14 protein-coding genes are annotated in these 16,790 nt (G+C 28.3%); all 14 read right to left on the reverse strand.

Features of this window, described 5'->3' with window-relative positions; all coding sequences use genetic code 11:
• Positions 1-10 precede the first annotated feature (10 nt).
• On the reverse strand, positions 11-3,502 hold the full coding sequence (locus AAH949_RS03625; RefSeq protein WP_348519007.1) for a hypothetical protein: 3,492 nt from the start codon (positions 3,500-3,502) through the stop codon (positions 11-13).
• Positions 3,499-4,929, reverse strand: a complete 1,431-nt coding sequence (locus AAH949_RS03630) for a hypothetical protein (RefSeq protein ID WP_348519008.1) — start codon at positions 4,927-4,929, stop codon at positions 3,499-3,501. Before AAH949_RS03630 ends, AAH949_RS03625 begins: the two co-directional genes overlap by 4 nt.
• Before the next feature lie 8 nt (positions 4,930-4,937).
• Positions 4,938-6,959 carry an Mbeg1-like protein gene (locus tag AAH949_RS03635; RefSeq protein WP_348519009.1) on the reverse strand — a complete coding sequence of 674 codons (2,022 nt, stop codon included), beginning with the start codon at positions 6,957-6,959 and terminating at the stop codon, positions 4,938-4,940.
• A complete protein-coding gene (locus AAH949_RS03640) occupies positions 6,946-7,569 on the reverse strand; it encodes a hypothetical protein (protein WP_348519010.1) in 624 nt (207 codons plus the stop codon). Before AAH949_RS03640 ends, AAH949_RS03635 begins: the two co-directional genes overlap by 14 nt.
• Positions 7,570-7,664: 95 nt before the next feature.
• A complete protein-coding gene (locus tag AAH949_RS03645; protein ID WP_348519011.1) occupies positions 7,665-7,808 on the reverse strand; it encodes a hypothetical protein in 144 nt (47 codons plus the stop codon).
• 136 nt (positions 7,809-7,944) lie between these two features.
• Complete coding sequence (locus AAH949_RS03650; protein ID WP_348519012.1) at positions 7,945-8,283, reverse strand: hypothetical protein; 339 nt, start codon at positions 8,281-8,283, stop codon at positions 7,945-7,947.
• Between the two features lie 453 nt (positions 8,284-8,736).
• Positions 8,737-10,608, reverse strand: a complete 1,872-nt coding sequence (gene dnaK, locus AAH949_RS03655; RefSeq protein ID WP_134239131.1) for a molecular chaperone DnaK — start codon at positions 10,606-10,608, stop codon at positions 8,737-8,739.
• 22 nt (positions 10,609-10,630) lie between these two features.
• The gene (gene grpE / locus AAH949_RS03660) at positions 10,631-11,137 is read right to left on the reverse strand and encodes a nucleotide exchange factor GrpE (RefSeq protein ID WP_348519130.1); all 507 of its coding nucleotides are present in this window, start codon (positions 11,135-11,137) and stop codon (positions 10,631-10,633) included.
• Positions 11,138-11,142: 5 nt separating this feature from the next.
• Complete coding sequence (locus AAH949_RS03665; protein ID WP_348519013.1) at positions 11,143-11,934, reverse strand: HrcA family transcriptional regulator; 792 nt, start codon at positions 11,932-11,934, stop codon at positions 11,143-11,145.
• A 359-nt stretch (positions 11,935-12,293) separates the two neighbouring features.
• Complete coding sequence (locus AAH949_RS03670) at positions 12,294-12,926, reverse strand: hypothetical protein (protein WP_348519014.1); 633 nt, start codon at positions 12,924-12,926, stop codon at positions 12,294-12,296.
• The gene (locus tag AAH949_RS03675; protein WP_134239127.1) at positions 12,914-13,138 is read right to left on the reverse strand and encodes a hypothetical protein; all 225 of its coding nucleotides are present in this window, start codon (positions 13,136-13,138) and stop codon (positions 12,914-12,916) included. Before AAH949_RS03675 ends, AAH949_RS03670 begins: the two co-directional genes overlap by 13 nt.
• A complete protein-coding gene (locus AAH949_RS03680; protein ID WP_348519015.1) occupies positions 13,135-14,178 on the reverse strand; it encodes a 3'-to-5' oligoribonuclease B in 1,044 nt (347 codons plus the stop codon). The genes AAH949_RS03675 and AAH949_RS03680 overlap by 4 nt, the downstream gene beginning before the upstream one ends.
• A gap of 14 nt (positions 14,179-14,192) precedes the next feature.
• Positions 14,193-16,352 carry a flagellar biosynthesis protein FlhA gene (flhA, locus tag AAH949_RS03685; RefSeq protein ID WP_348519016.1) on the reverse strand — a complete coding sequence of 720 codons (2,160 nt, stop codon included), beginning with the start codon at positions 16,350-16,352 and terminating at the stop codon, positions 14,193-14,195.
• Positions 16,339-16,746 (reverse strand): RrF2 family transcriptional regulator, encoded by a 408-nt coding sequence (locus tag AAH949_RS03690; protein ID WP_134239124.1) that lies wholly within the window; start codon positions 16,744-16,746, stop codon positions 16,339-16,341. Before AAH949_RS03690 ends, flhA begins: the two co-directional genes overlap by 14 nt.
• Positions 16,747-16,790: the final 44 nt, after the last annotated feature.

Here is a 16,790-nt window from a genome sequence, read left to right on the forward strand (position 1 = left end):
TTTTATCCTTTCATCCTATATATAAACCATCTTCCATGATTATAGTAGTGGCTAATCTGCCTATGAATTTGTTGGAATAATCTTGTATTTTACTAATATCATCACTTTCATCATCATCATTTTCATTTTTTCTTTCATCTTTTATCTTCTTATCCCCTATCCCCTTATACATCACTTCTAAATTATGTTGTCCTATGGCTTCTAAATTCTCCATTAATCTTCTTGCTTTTTGCCTATCTTCTATGAACTTACCCTTTTCATCTTGGGTAGTATTATAAATACCATTTGCATATTCATATAAAATTTGTATAGCATCATTATAAGCTAAGATAGGGTGTTGTTTTATCACTGGGTGTTGTGTTTTATACTCTTCTTTTCTTTGAAAATGCTCTAGCTTATATATATTACAATTTCTAAGTTCTATATTGTTTTTTTCAAAAAATTCCATATCGTTTAAGATGTATTTGCCCTCATTGATTTTATCTTCCTTAAAAGCACTTCTTTTCTCATCTAAAATAATATAAGATAAAAGTCTTTTTAAGGCAAATTCTCTAGCTTTGCTTGAAGTCGTAGCGCAAGCAATACTAGGATAATAATTAAGCCCACCTGTGCATAATAAAGAACCAAAAATAAACTCAGATAAATCAAAACTCATAAATCTAGAATTTATCAATAAAGGATAGGTTAAGTATTCTTCTTTTTTTACAGCTAAAGGAAAATCATAATTGTAAGTAAATTTTTCATACATTAGTTTTTCATATAAAATTTTTAATCTTTCATAATTTGTAGGTAAAAGTGTATCGATAAAAGATCCTGCTAAATTTTTTAACACATCTACACTTAAATTTTTACTTACTTTAATAGAAAAATCAATAGCTAATTGTTTTCTTACTTTTGATATCAAATGAATTTGCTTAGCTTTATCCAATCTTGAAAAACTCTTTGACTTTTTTAACTCGCTGGCATATTCTGATTGACTAAAATAATAATAATTTGTTCCTATTTGATATAAAAAAAGCTTATTGAGTGGCTTTTTACTTTTTGGGTTGATTTTTATAAAACGCCCTTTAGGATTAAGCGCATAAAATATCCCTAGTTCTTTAAAAAAATGTGCTTTAAAACTAGAAAATAATTTATTGCCATAATGCTTTTTATCGGAGCTTGAATTTATAAAAAATAAAATCATTTTTTTAAAAAAATCAGGCTGACTCATAAAAAATTCTGTAAAAGGAAAAAGTTGCTTAATGATATTAAAAAAAGTGATATCTATAGATAATTTTGCAAGCTCATTATCAAGCATAATTTCTTGAATGCTTTTATCTAAATCCTTTTTTGTAGGAAGTGTTTGATTTGTTTGTATATTTTCTTCAAATTCAATTTCATCATCAAAGCTTTCATTTAAGGTGTTTAAAAATTTCGCATAAGTTTGATCATCTTCTTCGAGATCATTTTCAAACATAGCTTTAGCTAATTCATCTAAATAGATGACTTCATCTTCTTTTTTATTTTTATTTAACTCTTTGGATAAAAAGATGTAAATTTTTTTATCATTATCATAAAAATAAATATCATCGGGGATAAATGAAATATATTTTTCTGAATAATTTGGTATTTCAATCTTTTGATAATTGAGTGAAACTTCTTTATCGCCATAATCTAGATTTGGAATTACAATATTTTTAATGCCAAGAGAATATTCTTGCGTAAAAGCTAAGTCTTTTTGTAAAACATGCAAAGTTAAAGTCAATAAAACAACCGTTAAAGACGAGTATTTCTTAAAATCTATATCTTCATGTTTAGATACGAAAGGTTCTGTATTAATGATTTGCATTAGATCATAATGCGAATTAAACTTGTCTAAATAATCATTAAAAAGTTCTACATACACTTCTGTTTTTTCTTTTTCTTTTTTGCTGATTTCCTCAAGTTCTTTAGGTAATTTAAAAAAGTTATCAATATAAGCAAAATCTTGTTTAAATTTTTCATATTCAAATCGTTCATTTATATACTCTAATAAATAAAGTTTCATCCAAGAATATGTTTGATTATAAAACTCAAAATATCCCTTATATTTTTGATAAATCTGTCCATCAAGTTTTACAAAAGGACAAAGTTGCAATACAAAATCATCTTCTTTTTTAACATCTCTTTCTATAAAATAAGAACCATAATCTCTTTTGCTAGGAAAATCGCCTTTTAATGCAAGTTTTTCATTTTTTGTAAGGGCTTTAGGACGATTTTTTATTATTGCTCCTAATTTTTTTTGATACAAATCTTCACAAAGTGCTGCATTGTTAAGCTGTGGTGGATTGGTAATAAACAAATAATTTTTACCCATTTTTGTTGTATTGATTTGATCGGTATTTTTTTTATCTAGTATCATTTCTACTAGCATGGAAGAATTTAAATCAGGATATTCTGCATAAAAGAAATGATTAAGTTCAGAAATATTTAAATTGATTGCTTTTTTTAATGTTGTATCAAAATTTTTTAAACTAGAATTAATCAAAAGTGTATTATTTAATTTTTCGTTTTCAATTTTTGGATTATTTTCTAAAAAATTATCAAAAATACCTTGAAATTCTTCATTTAAAATAATTTTATAAAAGCTATTTCTATAAAGGCTAATTGAAGGTGCATTAGCATAAGATGAAAAATCTAATAGTATTTTATCATCTATAATTAATACATCAGATAAAATTTCTTCATTGCATAAAGCAATAATAGGATAAAGTTTACTGGTAATAAGTTCTAAAAGTGGATAAGCAAAATCATAATAATATTTTTTTTCCTTATACTCTTGATATTCAGAGTAAGAATTATAAGCTTCAAATAATGCATTTACAACAAAAACATAAGGATTTTTTTTGACTAAAGAGATAGGTTTTTTAAGATTGGTTACAGAATCTAATATATTGATAAAAAATTTTGCTATAGCTCTAATAATTTGCTTATATTCATCATCGTTAGATTGAGTAATATTTTTTAAAAGTGTATTAAAAAGTGTATCTAGGGTAAGTTGTATCTTTGGTTTAATCTCTTGCTCAAAATAACCAGATTCTTTGATATTTTTTAATAATATATTTAATTCTTTTTGAATTTCTCTTAAAAAATTTTCAATATTTTCTTCATTATTTTCATCAATAATTTTATTAAGCGTTTTATTTTCATTTTGATTGATTATATTATTTAAAAATTTTAAATTATTAAAGATAATTTTTTTAATGCTAGATAAATTTTTATCAGAGCTAAAATTTTGTTCTTTTGTGATTTCATCTTTATTAGCTTGATTTAAATGTATAATTTTAAAAGTTTTTTTATTATCAATTTTAAAATTATCTTCAATAGTATGTAATGTTTTATACAAAGAATTCTCGGCTTCTTTATATCCATCAAAATCACCACATATAAAAATAACTTTATTGGCATTTTTAGTAAGATTTTTTATTTCTATTTCTAGGTTATGATTTGATGTGATTAAAGTAAAATTGTTTATTTTCATATTCTAGCCCCATTCACTACTACAAATTTACAAACAAAAAGCTCTTGCTTTCTATCTTCATCTTCTAAGATTTCATCTAGTCCTTTTGCGATTTGAAGTTTTAAATTTTGCATTTTAGCAGGAGCTAAAAAACTAAAATGATATTCGTTTAATTCTTTATTGTCTTCTAGGGAATTTTTGATGATTTTATCATACTCATGTAGCTGTGTAAAATACCCCGCTCCTAAATCTTTATATTCAAATTCTTTATAAGCACTTTTATAAACTTTAGCAATATTTTTTGGGATAATAAAATAAAGTTTGATTAAATTAGTATCAAAACTAAAATTTAATTCTTTAAATTCATAATCTTTACTAAAGTCTTGTTTGAATTGATTAAGAATATTTATATCCTTTATATCTTTTAAATCTTGTTGTTCTATATTTAATTCACTTAAAGCTTTATTTTGTTCTTTTTTTTCATTATTGATCAAAAGATTATATATAGGTAGGTTATCTTTTTGAAATCTATCACTTTTATAATGAAGTCTTATTATAGGTTCTCTTAACTTTGTTTGATTTTCACTTTGCTTGATTAACCCCTCCTTAGGATCAAAACTATGATCAAATTTAAACTTAGTAGGTACAAAGCTTACTTTCAAAGGAAAGCCTTTGTCTGTAATACAAGCTGAGATGAGTTCTTGTAATATAGCGTATTCTCTATTTACTTTCTTTTGAGATAAAGAACCTTTAACATTAACAACTTTAGTGCAAGGAACACTTACATTAGCTATAGTGTGAGGACAACCTGTTATACTAGAGTTTAATAAATCACTTTCTAGCATAATAGGCACACCACCATCTTTAAAAGTTTTTCCTTTGCTTGATTTAAGTATGACTTTACCTCCATGGATACATTCTAGGTTTTGATTTTCTAAAAGGGCGTGAAGTTTAGCTATGCTTTGTTTTTTATTTATTTGTATGGTTTTTTGTTCTTTTAGAGTGTTTGAAATTAAATCTTTGTATTCTAAGCTTTGCTTGCTTAAGCATTCTAATTTGATATTTAAAGATTTTTCCAATATAGAATAATTAAGCAAGCAAAGTTCATTATTTTTATAAAAGATACTAAGTCTTCCTAAACCACTGCTTTCATCTTTAGGAGAAAAATAATAGCTGGGTATATCTTGTTTTATAATATTATCTTTATCTAATTCTCCAAAGTAAAAAGGATTATTAGGGAGTTCGGTGGAGCCTGTAAGGAGGGTGGAGTTTAGGAAGATATAAGCTTGATAGCTTTGCAACTCTTCAAAAGTAAAATCTGTTGTTGCTTCTAATTTATAAAGTTCTTCATAAATACTTTGACAATCAATTATGCTTTTGTTTTCACAAAGTAAATAAATACTTTTTTTATCTTTATGGATAGAATATAAAAAGTCTCTACTTATCATAGTTTTCCTTAAATGATGCCTATTTTAGCTTTTCCGCTAAAATATAAAGCTTGTGATATTTTACAAACTCCACCTAAATATTGCTCATCCCAAATTTGATCTTTTATTTTATAACTTTTTGAATTATATCCATATATTTTTGTTATATTGTTAATATTTTCAAGACATTTCATGTCTTTATAAACTACAATGAAAATTCTAAATTCCCCAATGGCAATTTTATGGGCTAAATTTTCTTGATTATTAACAAAGGAACAATCTTTTCTGTATTTATTAAAATCATTTTTATCAAGAATTAAAATATATTTTTCTTTTTCTTGCACCTTTAAAATAAAATCTATGATTTTTGTTTGACTAATGGTAGGAGGGTTATAGTTTGCATAATAACTATCTCCAACCTCTTGCGAACTGTCATTTATTTCTTGCATTATAGTGGCTATTAATGAAAGAAAGTATTCAAAATGATTGATTGGCGAATTTTTAAAAAGCCCAAGAAGTCTATTTTTAAGAGTAAAATTTTTATTATTAATATCATTATTTTTTAACACAAAAGTTTCTATATATATTTGAATACTTTTCGTAAAATGATTAAGATATTCTATACACTCGCTAAGATTTTTATCTTTGACTTTGTTATAGTTAGCATCTAATTCTAAAAGATAAGAATAAAAATAGAGAGTTTGAGTAAGGGGGATAATGGAGTGTTCCCCTGTTATTCCAGAGCTTGTATTGATTGTATGAAGCAGCGTTGTATCGCTATATTGATTGTCTTGATGTAATCCTAGCTTAATCCCTAGTTTTGATATAGGAGAGCCGATATACCATTCATTTTTGTATTCATTACTACTTGATTCACAATGATGTATAGAATCTTGAATTGAGAGTTTGTATATATATCTTTCATCTCCTTTAAGTTTAAAATTTTGAGGTGTTCTCCTATCTTCTTTAAAATGTTGCCAATAATTATAAGCAAGTTGTCTATAATATGGTGCAATATCTGCTAAAATAGGAATGGCATTAATATCGAGTGTCATCATCGTTGTATTAGTAGAAATACTCATTGTTATCCCATAGTATTGACTTTGTTTTTCTTGGATTATCTTGTGTAATATCTTTCGTATCTTACTTTCTAAGAAAATATTATCTTTGCCTAAATCTCTTGCTCTATTTGCTATATTTTCTATTTCTTCTTTTATAAATCTTTCTTGTTGTTCTTTACTGTGAAATATAAAGAGTTTGACTATATAATCATAAGGAGGTATTATCTTTCTAGCTCCAGGTGCATTATAAGTATATAAAGCTTTGATATTATTTCTATTCTTATCATCACAGATACTTAAAGCAAAGAGTTGCGCAAGACAGCCTCCAAGAGAGTGTCCTGTAATGGTAAGAGAGTCTTTTTCTTTGATTTGTGGATAATCTTTAATACAAGTTTCATAAAAGTTTATCATATCATCATATTGGGCTTTAGGTATAGAGCCTATGGCTAAAGAAGCATCAGCTACAAATAAATCTTTAAAAGAACTCATTTCTGTTCCTCTAATTGCTAAAATATAATTGATATAGCCATATTCACTGGTATAGCTTTTTTCTTTAGTTTTACTATTAATTTGTTTTCTTTTTTCTCCAAATAAAGTAGCAGAAAAACCTGAATCTGTATTAGGGCAATGTTTTAATAAATCATAGCGAGAAAAGAATTGTTTAGCTTGGAGTGGGGAGAATTCGCCATCAAATAACTCATCATCAAAGAAGCCATCTTTGGGTTTGCTATTATCATCAAGGTAGTATTTATAAGTAATGTCGAGTATATCAGCGTAGGTGGGGTAAATGGATTGTAATTGTTCATCGGTTTTACTAGATTTTAAATTATTGTTTTTATATAATTTTCTAAAATATTTTAATCTTTTCCAATCCTTACTATTTTCCTCTGGCTTATAACTTTCATTAGCTAAATGAAAATATCCATAGGCTGCCCAAGCAAGTTCTGAATTGTCTTTTAATGTTTGTATTTGTTTTTTAATATTTTGCATTATTTTCTTTCCATTCTTTGAATTTTTTATATTCACTCTTGCTTAATATTTCAAAGCAACTCAATCTATCTCCTGAAAGATAAAATCCTGTCCCTTCATTACCTGATGGAAATGGGCGTAAATCACGCCAAGAAGCATAAAAAAAAGGTTTTATACTAAAGTCAATATTGTCTTTTATTGCAATATTACTTTTAAACCATATTTCAAAGCTTATTTCGGTTCTTCCATCTATCCATGTTTCAAACCAATATCTACTATATTTTTTATCATTAGTTACCCCTAGCTCTTTTTTATATGACTTTGACATATTATCCAAATCCGTATCAAAATACCTTAGCACTTTATTATAATATTCCTCATCTAATTTACCACCATTGGCTTGATAAATCTCTGGGTCTAGCTTACATATTTCTTTAAACTTATAAAAACTAGGCTCTAAATAATAAGAATAAGGAGTATAATAAAAGATAATTAAACCTATGCTTCCAAGAAAGACTAAAAACTTTGAAACACTTTTTTTAGATTTAAAGATAATTCTATAAATAAATTTTAATATAAGATAAGAAAGAATAGTAGAAATTATAATAAGAAGTAATATGTATGTCATCATTAAGCTATTTCCTTTAGTTTCTCTATTTTATTAAAATTAAGATATGGTTTATAAGTTATATTTAGCAGTATAACTTTTTTTATTTTACTATAAATTTATTTTCTTTTTTCTCCAAATAAAGTAGCAGAAAAACTACTTAAAGTATTAGGCTGGTGAAATTTAATCTCATATCTTTGAGAGAAATTCCTAGCTTGTGTAAGTTCTGCATAATCTCTTAGCTTATTGATTTTTTCTTTCAAAATTATCCTTTATTTAAATAATGATAATAAAACATATAATAAAAGCTATAAAAACACATGAGGGTTTCCCTCACTGCCCATTATAAACCCCAATCATTAACATAGATTCCAAGAGAGTATTTGTAATTAAAAGTCATTATAAGTCCTCAAAACAATCATAGTTTTCTTCGAAATGATTAAGATAGCTTGGTTTGTCTAATAAATTTTCTAACACAATAATATTCAGATAATCATAAGTATAAGATCTATCTAATTTATCACCTATTTTTAGATTGCCTATTATCTCTTTGTTTTGCATTATTTGAGAGTTGTTTATTATAATACTCTCTATTGAATTGTAATTTCTTTGCGTTGTATTTGAAAGAATAAATAAATTAAATGTCCATTTATTCCAACCACCATAATAGCCCAATTCTTTTATATAGACATATACAAGTCTTTCTGCTGAATATATAAATTCAATACCCACAAACATATCTATATCTTTGTTCTTAATGCCATATTGATTTGTTTTGATATAAAAATCATTTTTATTGAGACTATTTTTTCTATTTCTGTTAAAGGTCTAGCATAAAGTACTCTGTCCAATTCTTGTTGTGAAAATCTTTCAAACTCTTTATACTCAGAATCTAAACTTTTGGTATAAAAGCACGATAGCTTGTAGGATAAAAACAACCTTTTACCGAAACAAATACAATTAAACCTGCAATAAAAGGCAATGTAATATATTTCATACTTTATTGCCCTTTACTATGATTTTTTAGATTAGTTATCCTATATCTGCATAAAGCCATAAAGGGTGCAAGGGTTGAATTCTTATCATTCTCATTGATTAAATGTGGCATAGAATCTTTGATTTCTAAAATAATTTCTTGAAATTAAAAAATCAAGCCCAAATTTAGGGCTTGATTAGGGAGTTTAGGAAGTTTTATTCGACTTCAGCATCGATTACATCATCGTCTTTTTTCTTTTTATCATTAGCTGCATTTGGCTCATCTTTTTTATACATATTTTCAGCCAATTTATGAGAAACTTCACTTAAAGTTTTCATTTTAGCTTCGATTTCTTCTTTGCTTGCATTTTGGTTTTTCAAAGTTTCACGCAAATCATCAAGTGCTTTTTGGATATTTTCTTTATCGCTATCAGCCACTTTTTCTCCAAGTTCGCTTAAAGATTTTTCCACTTGATGTGCTAAGCTATCGGCTGCATTTCTAGCATCTACGGCTTCTTTACGTTTTCTATCTTCTTCTTTATGAAGTTCGGCATCTTTTACCATGTTATTGATTTCTTCTTCGCTAAGTCCGCTTGAACCTGTGATTTTAATCTCTTGTGCTTTGCCTGTTGCTTTGTCTTTTGCTGAAACGGTTAAAATACCATTTGCGTCAATGTCAAAAGTTACTTCAATTTGTGGCATTCCGCGTGGTGCTGGTGGAATTCCTTCAAGATTGAAATTTCCTAAAGATTTATTATCACGACTAAATTCTCTCTCACCTTGTAAAACATTGATAGTAACAGCACTTTGATTGTCTTCTGCAGTTGAGAAAACTTGCTCTTTTTTGGTTGGTATTGTTGTACCTTTTTCGATGATTTTAGTCATCACGCCACCTAGAGTTTCAATACCTAGTGAAAGTGGAGTTACATCAAGCAAAAGCACATCTTTAACATCACCTTTTATAACCGCACCTTGAATTGCCGCACCAATAGCTACAACTTCATCTGGATTTACAGATTTGTTTAAATCTTTTCCAAAAGCTTTTTTAACTTCTTCTTGTACTAAAGGCACACGGGTAGATCCACCCACCATAACGATTTCTTTTACTTCGTTTTTATCAAGCCCTGCATCTTTTACCACTTCGTTGATTTTACTAATGGTTTCAGCTACAAGTGAATCAATCATACCTTCAAATTTAGCTCTAGTTAATTTTTTAACCAAGTGTTTTGGACCACTTGCATCAGCTGTGATAAATGGTAAATTAATCTCTGTTTCATTAGCTGAACTTAGTTCTTTTTTAGCATTTTCTGCAGCTTCTTTTAAGCGTTGTAAAGCCATAACATCATTTTTAAGATCAATACCTGTTTCATCTTTAAATTCGCTTGCTAGAAAATCTATAAGTTTATTATCAAAATCATCCCCACCTAAAAACGCGTTTCCGCCTGTTGCTAAAACCTCTACCACATTATCGCCAGTTTCAAGCACGGTAACATCAAAAGTTCCACCACCTAGATCATAAACTACGATTTTTTCGCTATCTTTTTTATCAAGTCCGTAAGCTAAAGCTGCTGAAGTAGGCTCATTAATGATTCTTAATACATTAAGCCCTGCAATCGTTCCTGCTTCTTTTGTCGCTTTTCTTTGTGCATCGTTAAAATAAGCTGGCACGGTAATAACTGCATCAGTAACACTTTCGCCCAAGAAAGCTTCAGCGTCTTCTTTTAATTTCATTAATACTTTTGCTGAAATTTCTTGCGGAGTGTAAATTTTACCTGCAATTTCAATCGCACAAGCACCATTTCTTTCAGTGATGTGATAAGGAAGTCTATTTTTAGCTTCTTTAGCTGCATCTTCATTGATCATCAAACCCATGATTCTTTTGATAGAATAAATGGTTTTTTCAGGATTGGTTACTGCTTGGCGTTTTGCGCTGTCACCTACTAAAACTTCGCCTTTATCTGTAAAAGCTACTACGGAAGGAGTTGTGTTTTTTCCTTCTTTGTTTGGGATTACTTTACTCTCGCCGCGTTCATACACAGCAACACAAGAATTGGTTGTTCCTAAATCTATACCTATAACTTTACTCATTTTTTATCCTTTTATTAAATTTTTATTTTGCTACGCTAACTTTGGTTGGGCGGATCACACGATCAGCTATTTGATAGCCTTTTTGAAGCACGCTAACCACTTCACCACTTTTGTGATTTTCGCTATCTACATGAAACATCGCTTCATGTAAATTTGGATCAAATTCAAGAGTTTCGCCGATGAGTTTGACCCCATGTTTTTCAAGTTTTTTCATAAATAAATCTAAAGTATTTTGCACCCCTTCTTTGATTTTTAAACTGATTTCATCTTGACACTCGACATTTACGGCTGCTTCTAAAGCATCTAAAACATCAAGCAAATCTTTAGCAAAGCCTTCATTAGCATATGCCATAGCACTTAGCTTTTCTTTTTCCATTCTTTTTTTGATATTTTCAAATTCAGCGTTTGCGCGCATATATTTGTCTTTTAATTCGTTTAACTCATTTTGGAGTTTTTCGATTTCATTTTCTTCGTTTGTTTGACTTTGCTCTTGTTCGTCACAAAGCTTTTTATTTTGTTCTTCGTTTATTTCACTCACGCTACCTCCTTAAGTTGTTTTAAAATTTTTTTGTAGTTAGTATAAACGCTACCTGCAAAAATAATATTAGCATCTTTTCCGAGAAAATCCGCATCTAATTTAAGCCCCATAAAACCTTCCTTAAATAAAGGATCAAATTCTAAATTTTGTTTAAAATCCATATGAACGGTTCCATCTAAGAGCTTATTAAAATCATCGTTTTGATAAATTTGATAAGCCCTTTGTTCGTTACTTCTGTGATAAATCAAACTTGTTCTTAAGAATTTTAATTTATCCGCAAGCTTGATAAAACCTACATTTAAAGCATAATTTTCAATATGAAAAAGCTCAAGTCCTAAAAAGCGTTTTGTAAATTCATAACTTGCTAAATCAAAGCTTAAAATCACTTGCTCTTCTTCAAAATCTAAAATCAGATATTTTTGAGCAATACGTTCTATTGCCTTTAAAATTAAATTTTTGCCCCCATATACAAGGCAATAAATTTTATTCTCTTTGCTTAAAAAGTCAAGCAAAGCAATATCTTTAATGCTGATTTTTTCTTTTGTATTAATATGTTCTTGCCAATAATTTTGCATTGTAAAAATGGTTGGTATACGTCCGCCGCTAATATGTAATTTTGTTAGCAAACCCTCATCACTTAACTTTTTAAAATACACGCGAATAGTGGATGATGGAATGCAAAGACTCATTTTGAGATTTAGCTCATTTGAGCCTATAGGCACATTATCTAAAAGATAAGCTTCAATGATGGATTCAAGTATAAGGTCTTTCTTTTTTATATTTTTCATTATTAGCACTCTGATTTTTAAATTGCTGAAGTCATTATACAACTTTTAGTGTTATAATGTCAAGTATTATTTTAATAAAAATATTTAATTTAATTTAGTCTATATATATAAAGTTATATTAGTGTATATATATAAAATTATATAAAAATGCTTTATTTTTAGTTATCCTTGAGCATATTTTTATTTTTTGTGCTATAATTTCGTAGCAGTATATTTAAAGAAGGTTATATCAAAAATGAAAAATCTTAGTGTTGAAGAAAAAAATGATTTAGAATCTTGCGTTTTTATTCCTCTTAAAGAAAGCAAAAAAAATAAAATTGTAGTTTTAATAAATAAAATATTAATTAAAATTAAAGAATTTATTGCTCTAAAATATAAGAATTAAAATCCCTAAAATTATAAGATAAGCTTTTAAATTGTGGAGAATTTATAATCAATCTGCATGATTTGTTGAGATTTTCCATTCCTTGAATTTGCAGTATTTTCTTTCCATTGATATTATTGAAGATTTTAAATAAAACGCAAGCTTGATTATCAACTTTATATAAAAGCGTTCCTCCTTTTTCAAAATCAAAAGGTTCTAAGAAAGTTAAATTCGGATTTTTACTCATTGTGTCTTTAATATCGCGATTAAGTTTATAAGATAGCATAATATCTTGCATTGTGGCTTGAATTTGTTTAATGGCGTTTGAAATTTCTTTATTATCGCTAAAGTATAATTCCTTAAAATCTGAATTTAAAAATTGTTTGAAACTATCACTTTTTTCAAATTTCTTGCAAGCATCAAAAAAAATAAAAGGGATAATTTCATTCTTTGAAACTAAAATTTGCGCACATTTTTGACCCTTATCATAAAGCGTGAGTAGCTTTACATCTTGACTTTGAATTTGTGTATTTGAGCTTTTGCTGTATGCAAAATCATTAAGCGTTTCAAAGATATTAGCTAAAATAAATGTTTTTGCTAATATTAATACAAGGATTAATTTTGGCAAAATAAATCTCCGTGATTTTTTCTAAGATATTCAATTACCTCTATAACCTCGTCCATACCTTGAGCATTTGAGTTCTCTAAAACATTATCAATACATTCGATGTAAGCATCTACGGCATCCTCCAAACGCTCTTTTTTGACTCCAGCATAAAATAGTGCTGCTTCTAAAACTATATTGAGTTCGTATTGCAATGCTTCAATTTCTTTTTTCATGATAAGCCTTCTTTAAGGGTTTTTTGTTTAATCAAATCATTAATCTGTGCTTTGATATTAGTATAACTTGCATTATCTTTAAAGCCGTTAAATAATCCACCGCTAGCGTTTTTATGTCCGCCACCACCAACTAGTTTTTTAGCCATTAAGCTAACATCCACTTTGCCATTAGCACGGAAACTTAAAGTCTTTCTAGAACTTACATCGATAAAAAAATCAAATTCAGGATTTTTTACTAAAAAATCATTTCCTATAACAGAGGTATTTCCTATATTATAAGTTAATAAACCTTTAAAATTTTCATAATAAATACTAAATTTATCTTTATAAAAATTTAAATGATTGACTATATAAGCAGAAATCAGATTCGCTAAAGTATCATTATGATTTTGTTTGAAAAAATCTTTTTTTAAAAAATGTATAGAATCTTCTAAGAGAATAGGGGCATTTTCTTTGTCTATAAAATGTCTTGCTTGTTCGAGTAAAAAAAACATATATTCTATGTTTTGTTTTGCAAACATTGTCCGATTGATTTCTTTAGCATTGGCTATCATTCCTAGAAAAATTTTACCTAATTCAAAATATTTATCGTCTTTTAACCAAATATCTATTGCATTTACCACTTTGACAAAGTGTGCTAAATTTTCATCTTTAAAGCAAATTTTAGAGAAAAAATCATAAACAATTTTTGTAGCACATCTTGAATTATCTAGTAAATACCAAGGGTATTTTTGCATACATTCAAGACCGCTTTGATGATGATCTAAAAGTAAAAGTTTAATTTTTTTGCTTTCTATGGCTTTTTGAAAATCTTCACATTGAGTAGGAGTTAAATTTAAATCAGTAATTAAGATATAAAATTGCTCATTAGGATTTTTTTGTAAATCTTGTTCAATTTGATTTAAAATAACAGTGAAATTATCATTAATTTCTTTACCATAGTTTGAGTTAAAAAAAACACAGTTTTTGAAATAAAAATTCACCACATATTGACAAGCGTATCCGTCAAGATCAGTATGTGAGAGATGGTAAATTTTCATATTTTTCCTTTTTATTATAAATTGACTTTTATAACACCTTCGGTTTCAAATTGCGTATTTTCAGCAATTTCAGCGAAACTTAAAACAACGATATTAATATTAAAATTCAAGCAAATATCTGCAATGAATTTTCTAAGTTGTGGTTCGACGCAAAGAATAAAAGGTTTAATCCGTGTTGAAACAACCGAAGCAAGTTCATTTTTTAAGGCGTCAACTAAAGCACCGGTTTGTGCTACATTAATCATCAAATGATAGCTTCCGTCTTTAAATTGTAAGTGATCCATTAAAATGGAAGAACTAGCAGAATCTAAAATATAAATTCCTAAATTTCCTTTTTCATCTAAATACATATTGGTAATCATCCGTGCTAAAGAGGCTCTAACATGCTCTATAATCATATCAAAACTTTTGCTTACCTCTGCTATATCGCTAATGGACTCTAAGATAGTAAGCATATCTTTAATAGGTATGTGATGTTTGAGCAAGTCTTTTAATACTTTTTGAATTAAGCTTACTGAAGCGACATTTAAAGCACCTTCTACGATAATAGGATAATCAGCTTTCACTTTTTCTAAAAGATTTTGCACTTCTTGTCGTGTTAAAAGCTCTGCTGCATGAGCTTTGATAAGTTCACTCATATGGGTTGAAATCACACTCGCAGGATCAATGACTATATAGCCATTTAGGGTAGCTTCATCTTTCAAATTTGCATCAATCCAAATCGCATCAGAATTAAAAGCAGGTTCTTTAGTGGCTATACCTTCTATTTCTTCAGTGATAAATCCACTATCCATTGCTAGGTATTTATCAGGATATATTTCAGCACTAGCGATGACAACGCCCTTGAGTTTGAAATTGTATTCATTGGGTTTTAATTGCAAATTATCACGGATACGAATTTTTGGCATTAAAAACCCTAGGCTTTGTGCAATAGTACGTCTCATGGAACGAATTCTTTCTGTAAGTTCATTTTCGGCAAGTCTTATAAGACCATAGCCAAGTTCTAATTCCAAAATTTCAATTTTTAAAATATCAGTAATTTTTCTTTCTTCTTCTTTGAGTATATCTTCTTCTGTTTTTTTAGGGGTTTGAGTTGCTTGATTTTGAGCTTGAGCTACTTGATTTGATTTTGCTTTTTTTATGTTAATGTCAATTTTACCTTCTTTAACTTGTTTAGTTAAATAACCAAGGCTTAAAAAGACCAAAGCCATAAAGCCCAAAGAAAGTTGTGGTAAACCGGGAACTAAGGCAAAAATAAAGAGTATAAAGCCTACGATTAAAAGTGTACGATACTCACTTAAGAGTTGATTAAGTGTGCCTTCTGCGAAATTATTCTCATCTTTGCTAGCACGCGTAATGATAATGGCGGTTGCAGTAGAGGTAATAAGACCTGGAATTTGTGAAACAAGACCATCACCAATAGTTAAAATGGTATAAGTAGAAGCACAAGCACTAAGCTCCATATCATGTTGTAAATAACCAATTAAAAACCCGCCAATGAGATTGATTATAGTAATGATGATTCCAGCAACAGCATCTCCTTTGATGAATTTGCTCGAACCATCCATAGCGCCATAAAAATTTGCTTCAGCTATTATTTCTTGGCGTCTTGTCCTTGCTGTTTGCTCGTCAATAAGTCCTGCGTTTAAATCTGCATCAATAGCCATTTGTTTTCCTGGCATGGCGTCGAGAGTAAATCTTGCTTGAACTTCTGAAACCCTTGTACTACCTTTTGTTACAACCATAAAATTGATTAAAACTAAGATGCAAAAAACAATGATTCCAATGACATAATTTCCTCCAACAACAAATTCACCAAAAGAAGCAATGATTTCACTTACAGCAACAGGTCCATTTTGTCCTTCACTTAAAATCATTCTTGTTGTTGCTATATTTAAAGCAAGTCTAAATAAAGTAATGATGAGAATTAAGGTAGGAAAAGTGGTAAGATCTGTGGGTTTTGGTATGTAAATTGAAATTAAAATAATTAAAACTGATAAAGCTATACTTAAAGCCAAGAAAAAGTCCAAAATTGCCGAAGGTAAAGGGACAATTATAATGGCTAAAATACAAACTATAAAAGCGACAATAGTTAAGCTTTTAGCTTTAACAACAGGACCAATTAGAGGTCCCAAAAAAGGAAAAACGAGATCAAAAATTTTATTTTTTGCCATTAGATTTTATGATATCAGCTAAGCTTATGGATTCTAAGAATTCATCTACTTTTTGTTGTAAATTTACCAGCATAGAAAGTAGGGTGCATTCTTCTTTGTGATTTGGGCATACGCCATTGCTACATTCAAAAACATTAATATCTTTTTTTTCTGCACTATTAATAATTTCTTTTATGGTGTATTCGTGAGGTTCCTTAATAAGAGCAAAACCACCTTTGGCACCTTTAAAAGATTTAAGCAGACCATCTTTAGCTAAAGTTTGCAGAATTTTTGCCAAAAAACTTTTTGGAATATTTAATTCTAGAGCCATAGTATCAACATCTTGAGGATTTTCTTTTTGTGAAATATATATCATGGAAAACAAAGCATATTCGCTGGCTTTTGTAAAAAGCACTTTTACTCCTTCTTTTTTATTGAAAATTTGTATTATATTTAATT

The organism is Campylobacter sp. CCS1377 (genome assembly GCF_040008265.1).
Taxonomy (GTDB): Bacteria; Campylobacterota; Campylobacteria; order Campylobacterales; family Campylobacteraceae; genus Campylobacter_D.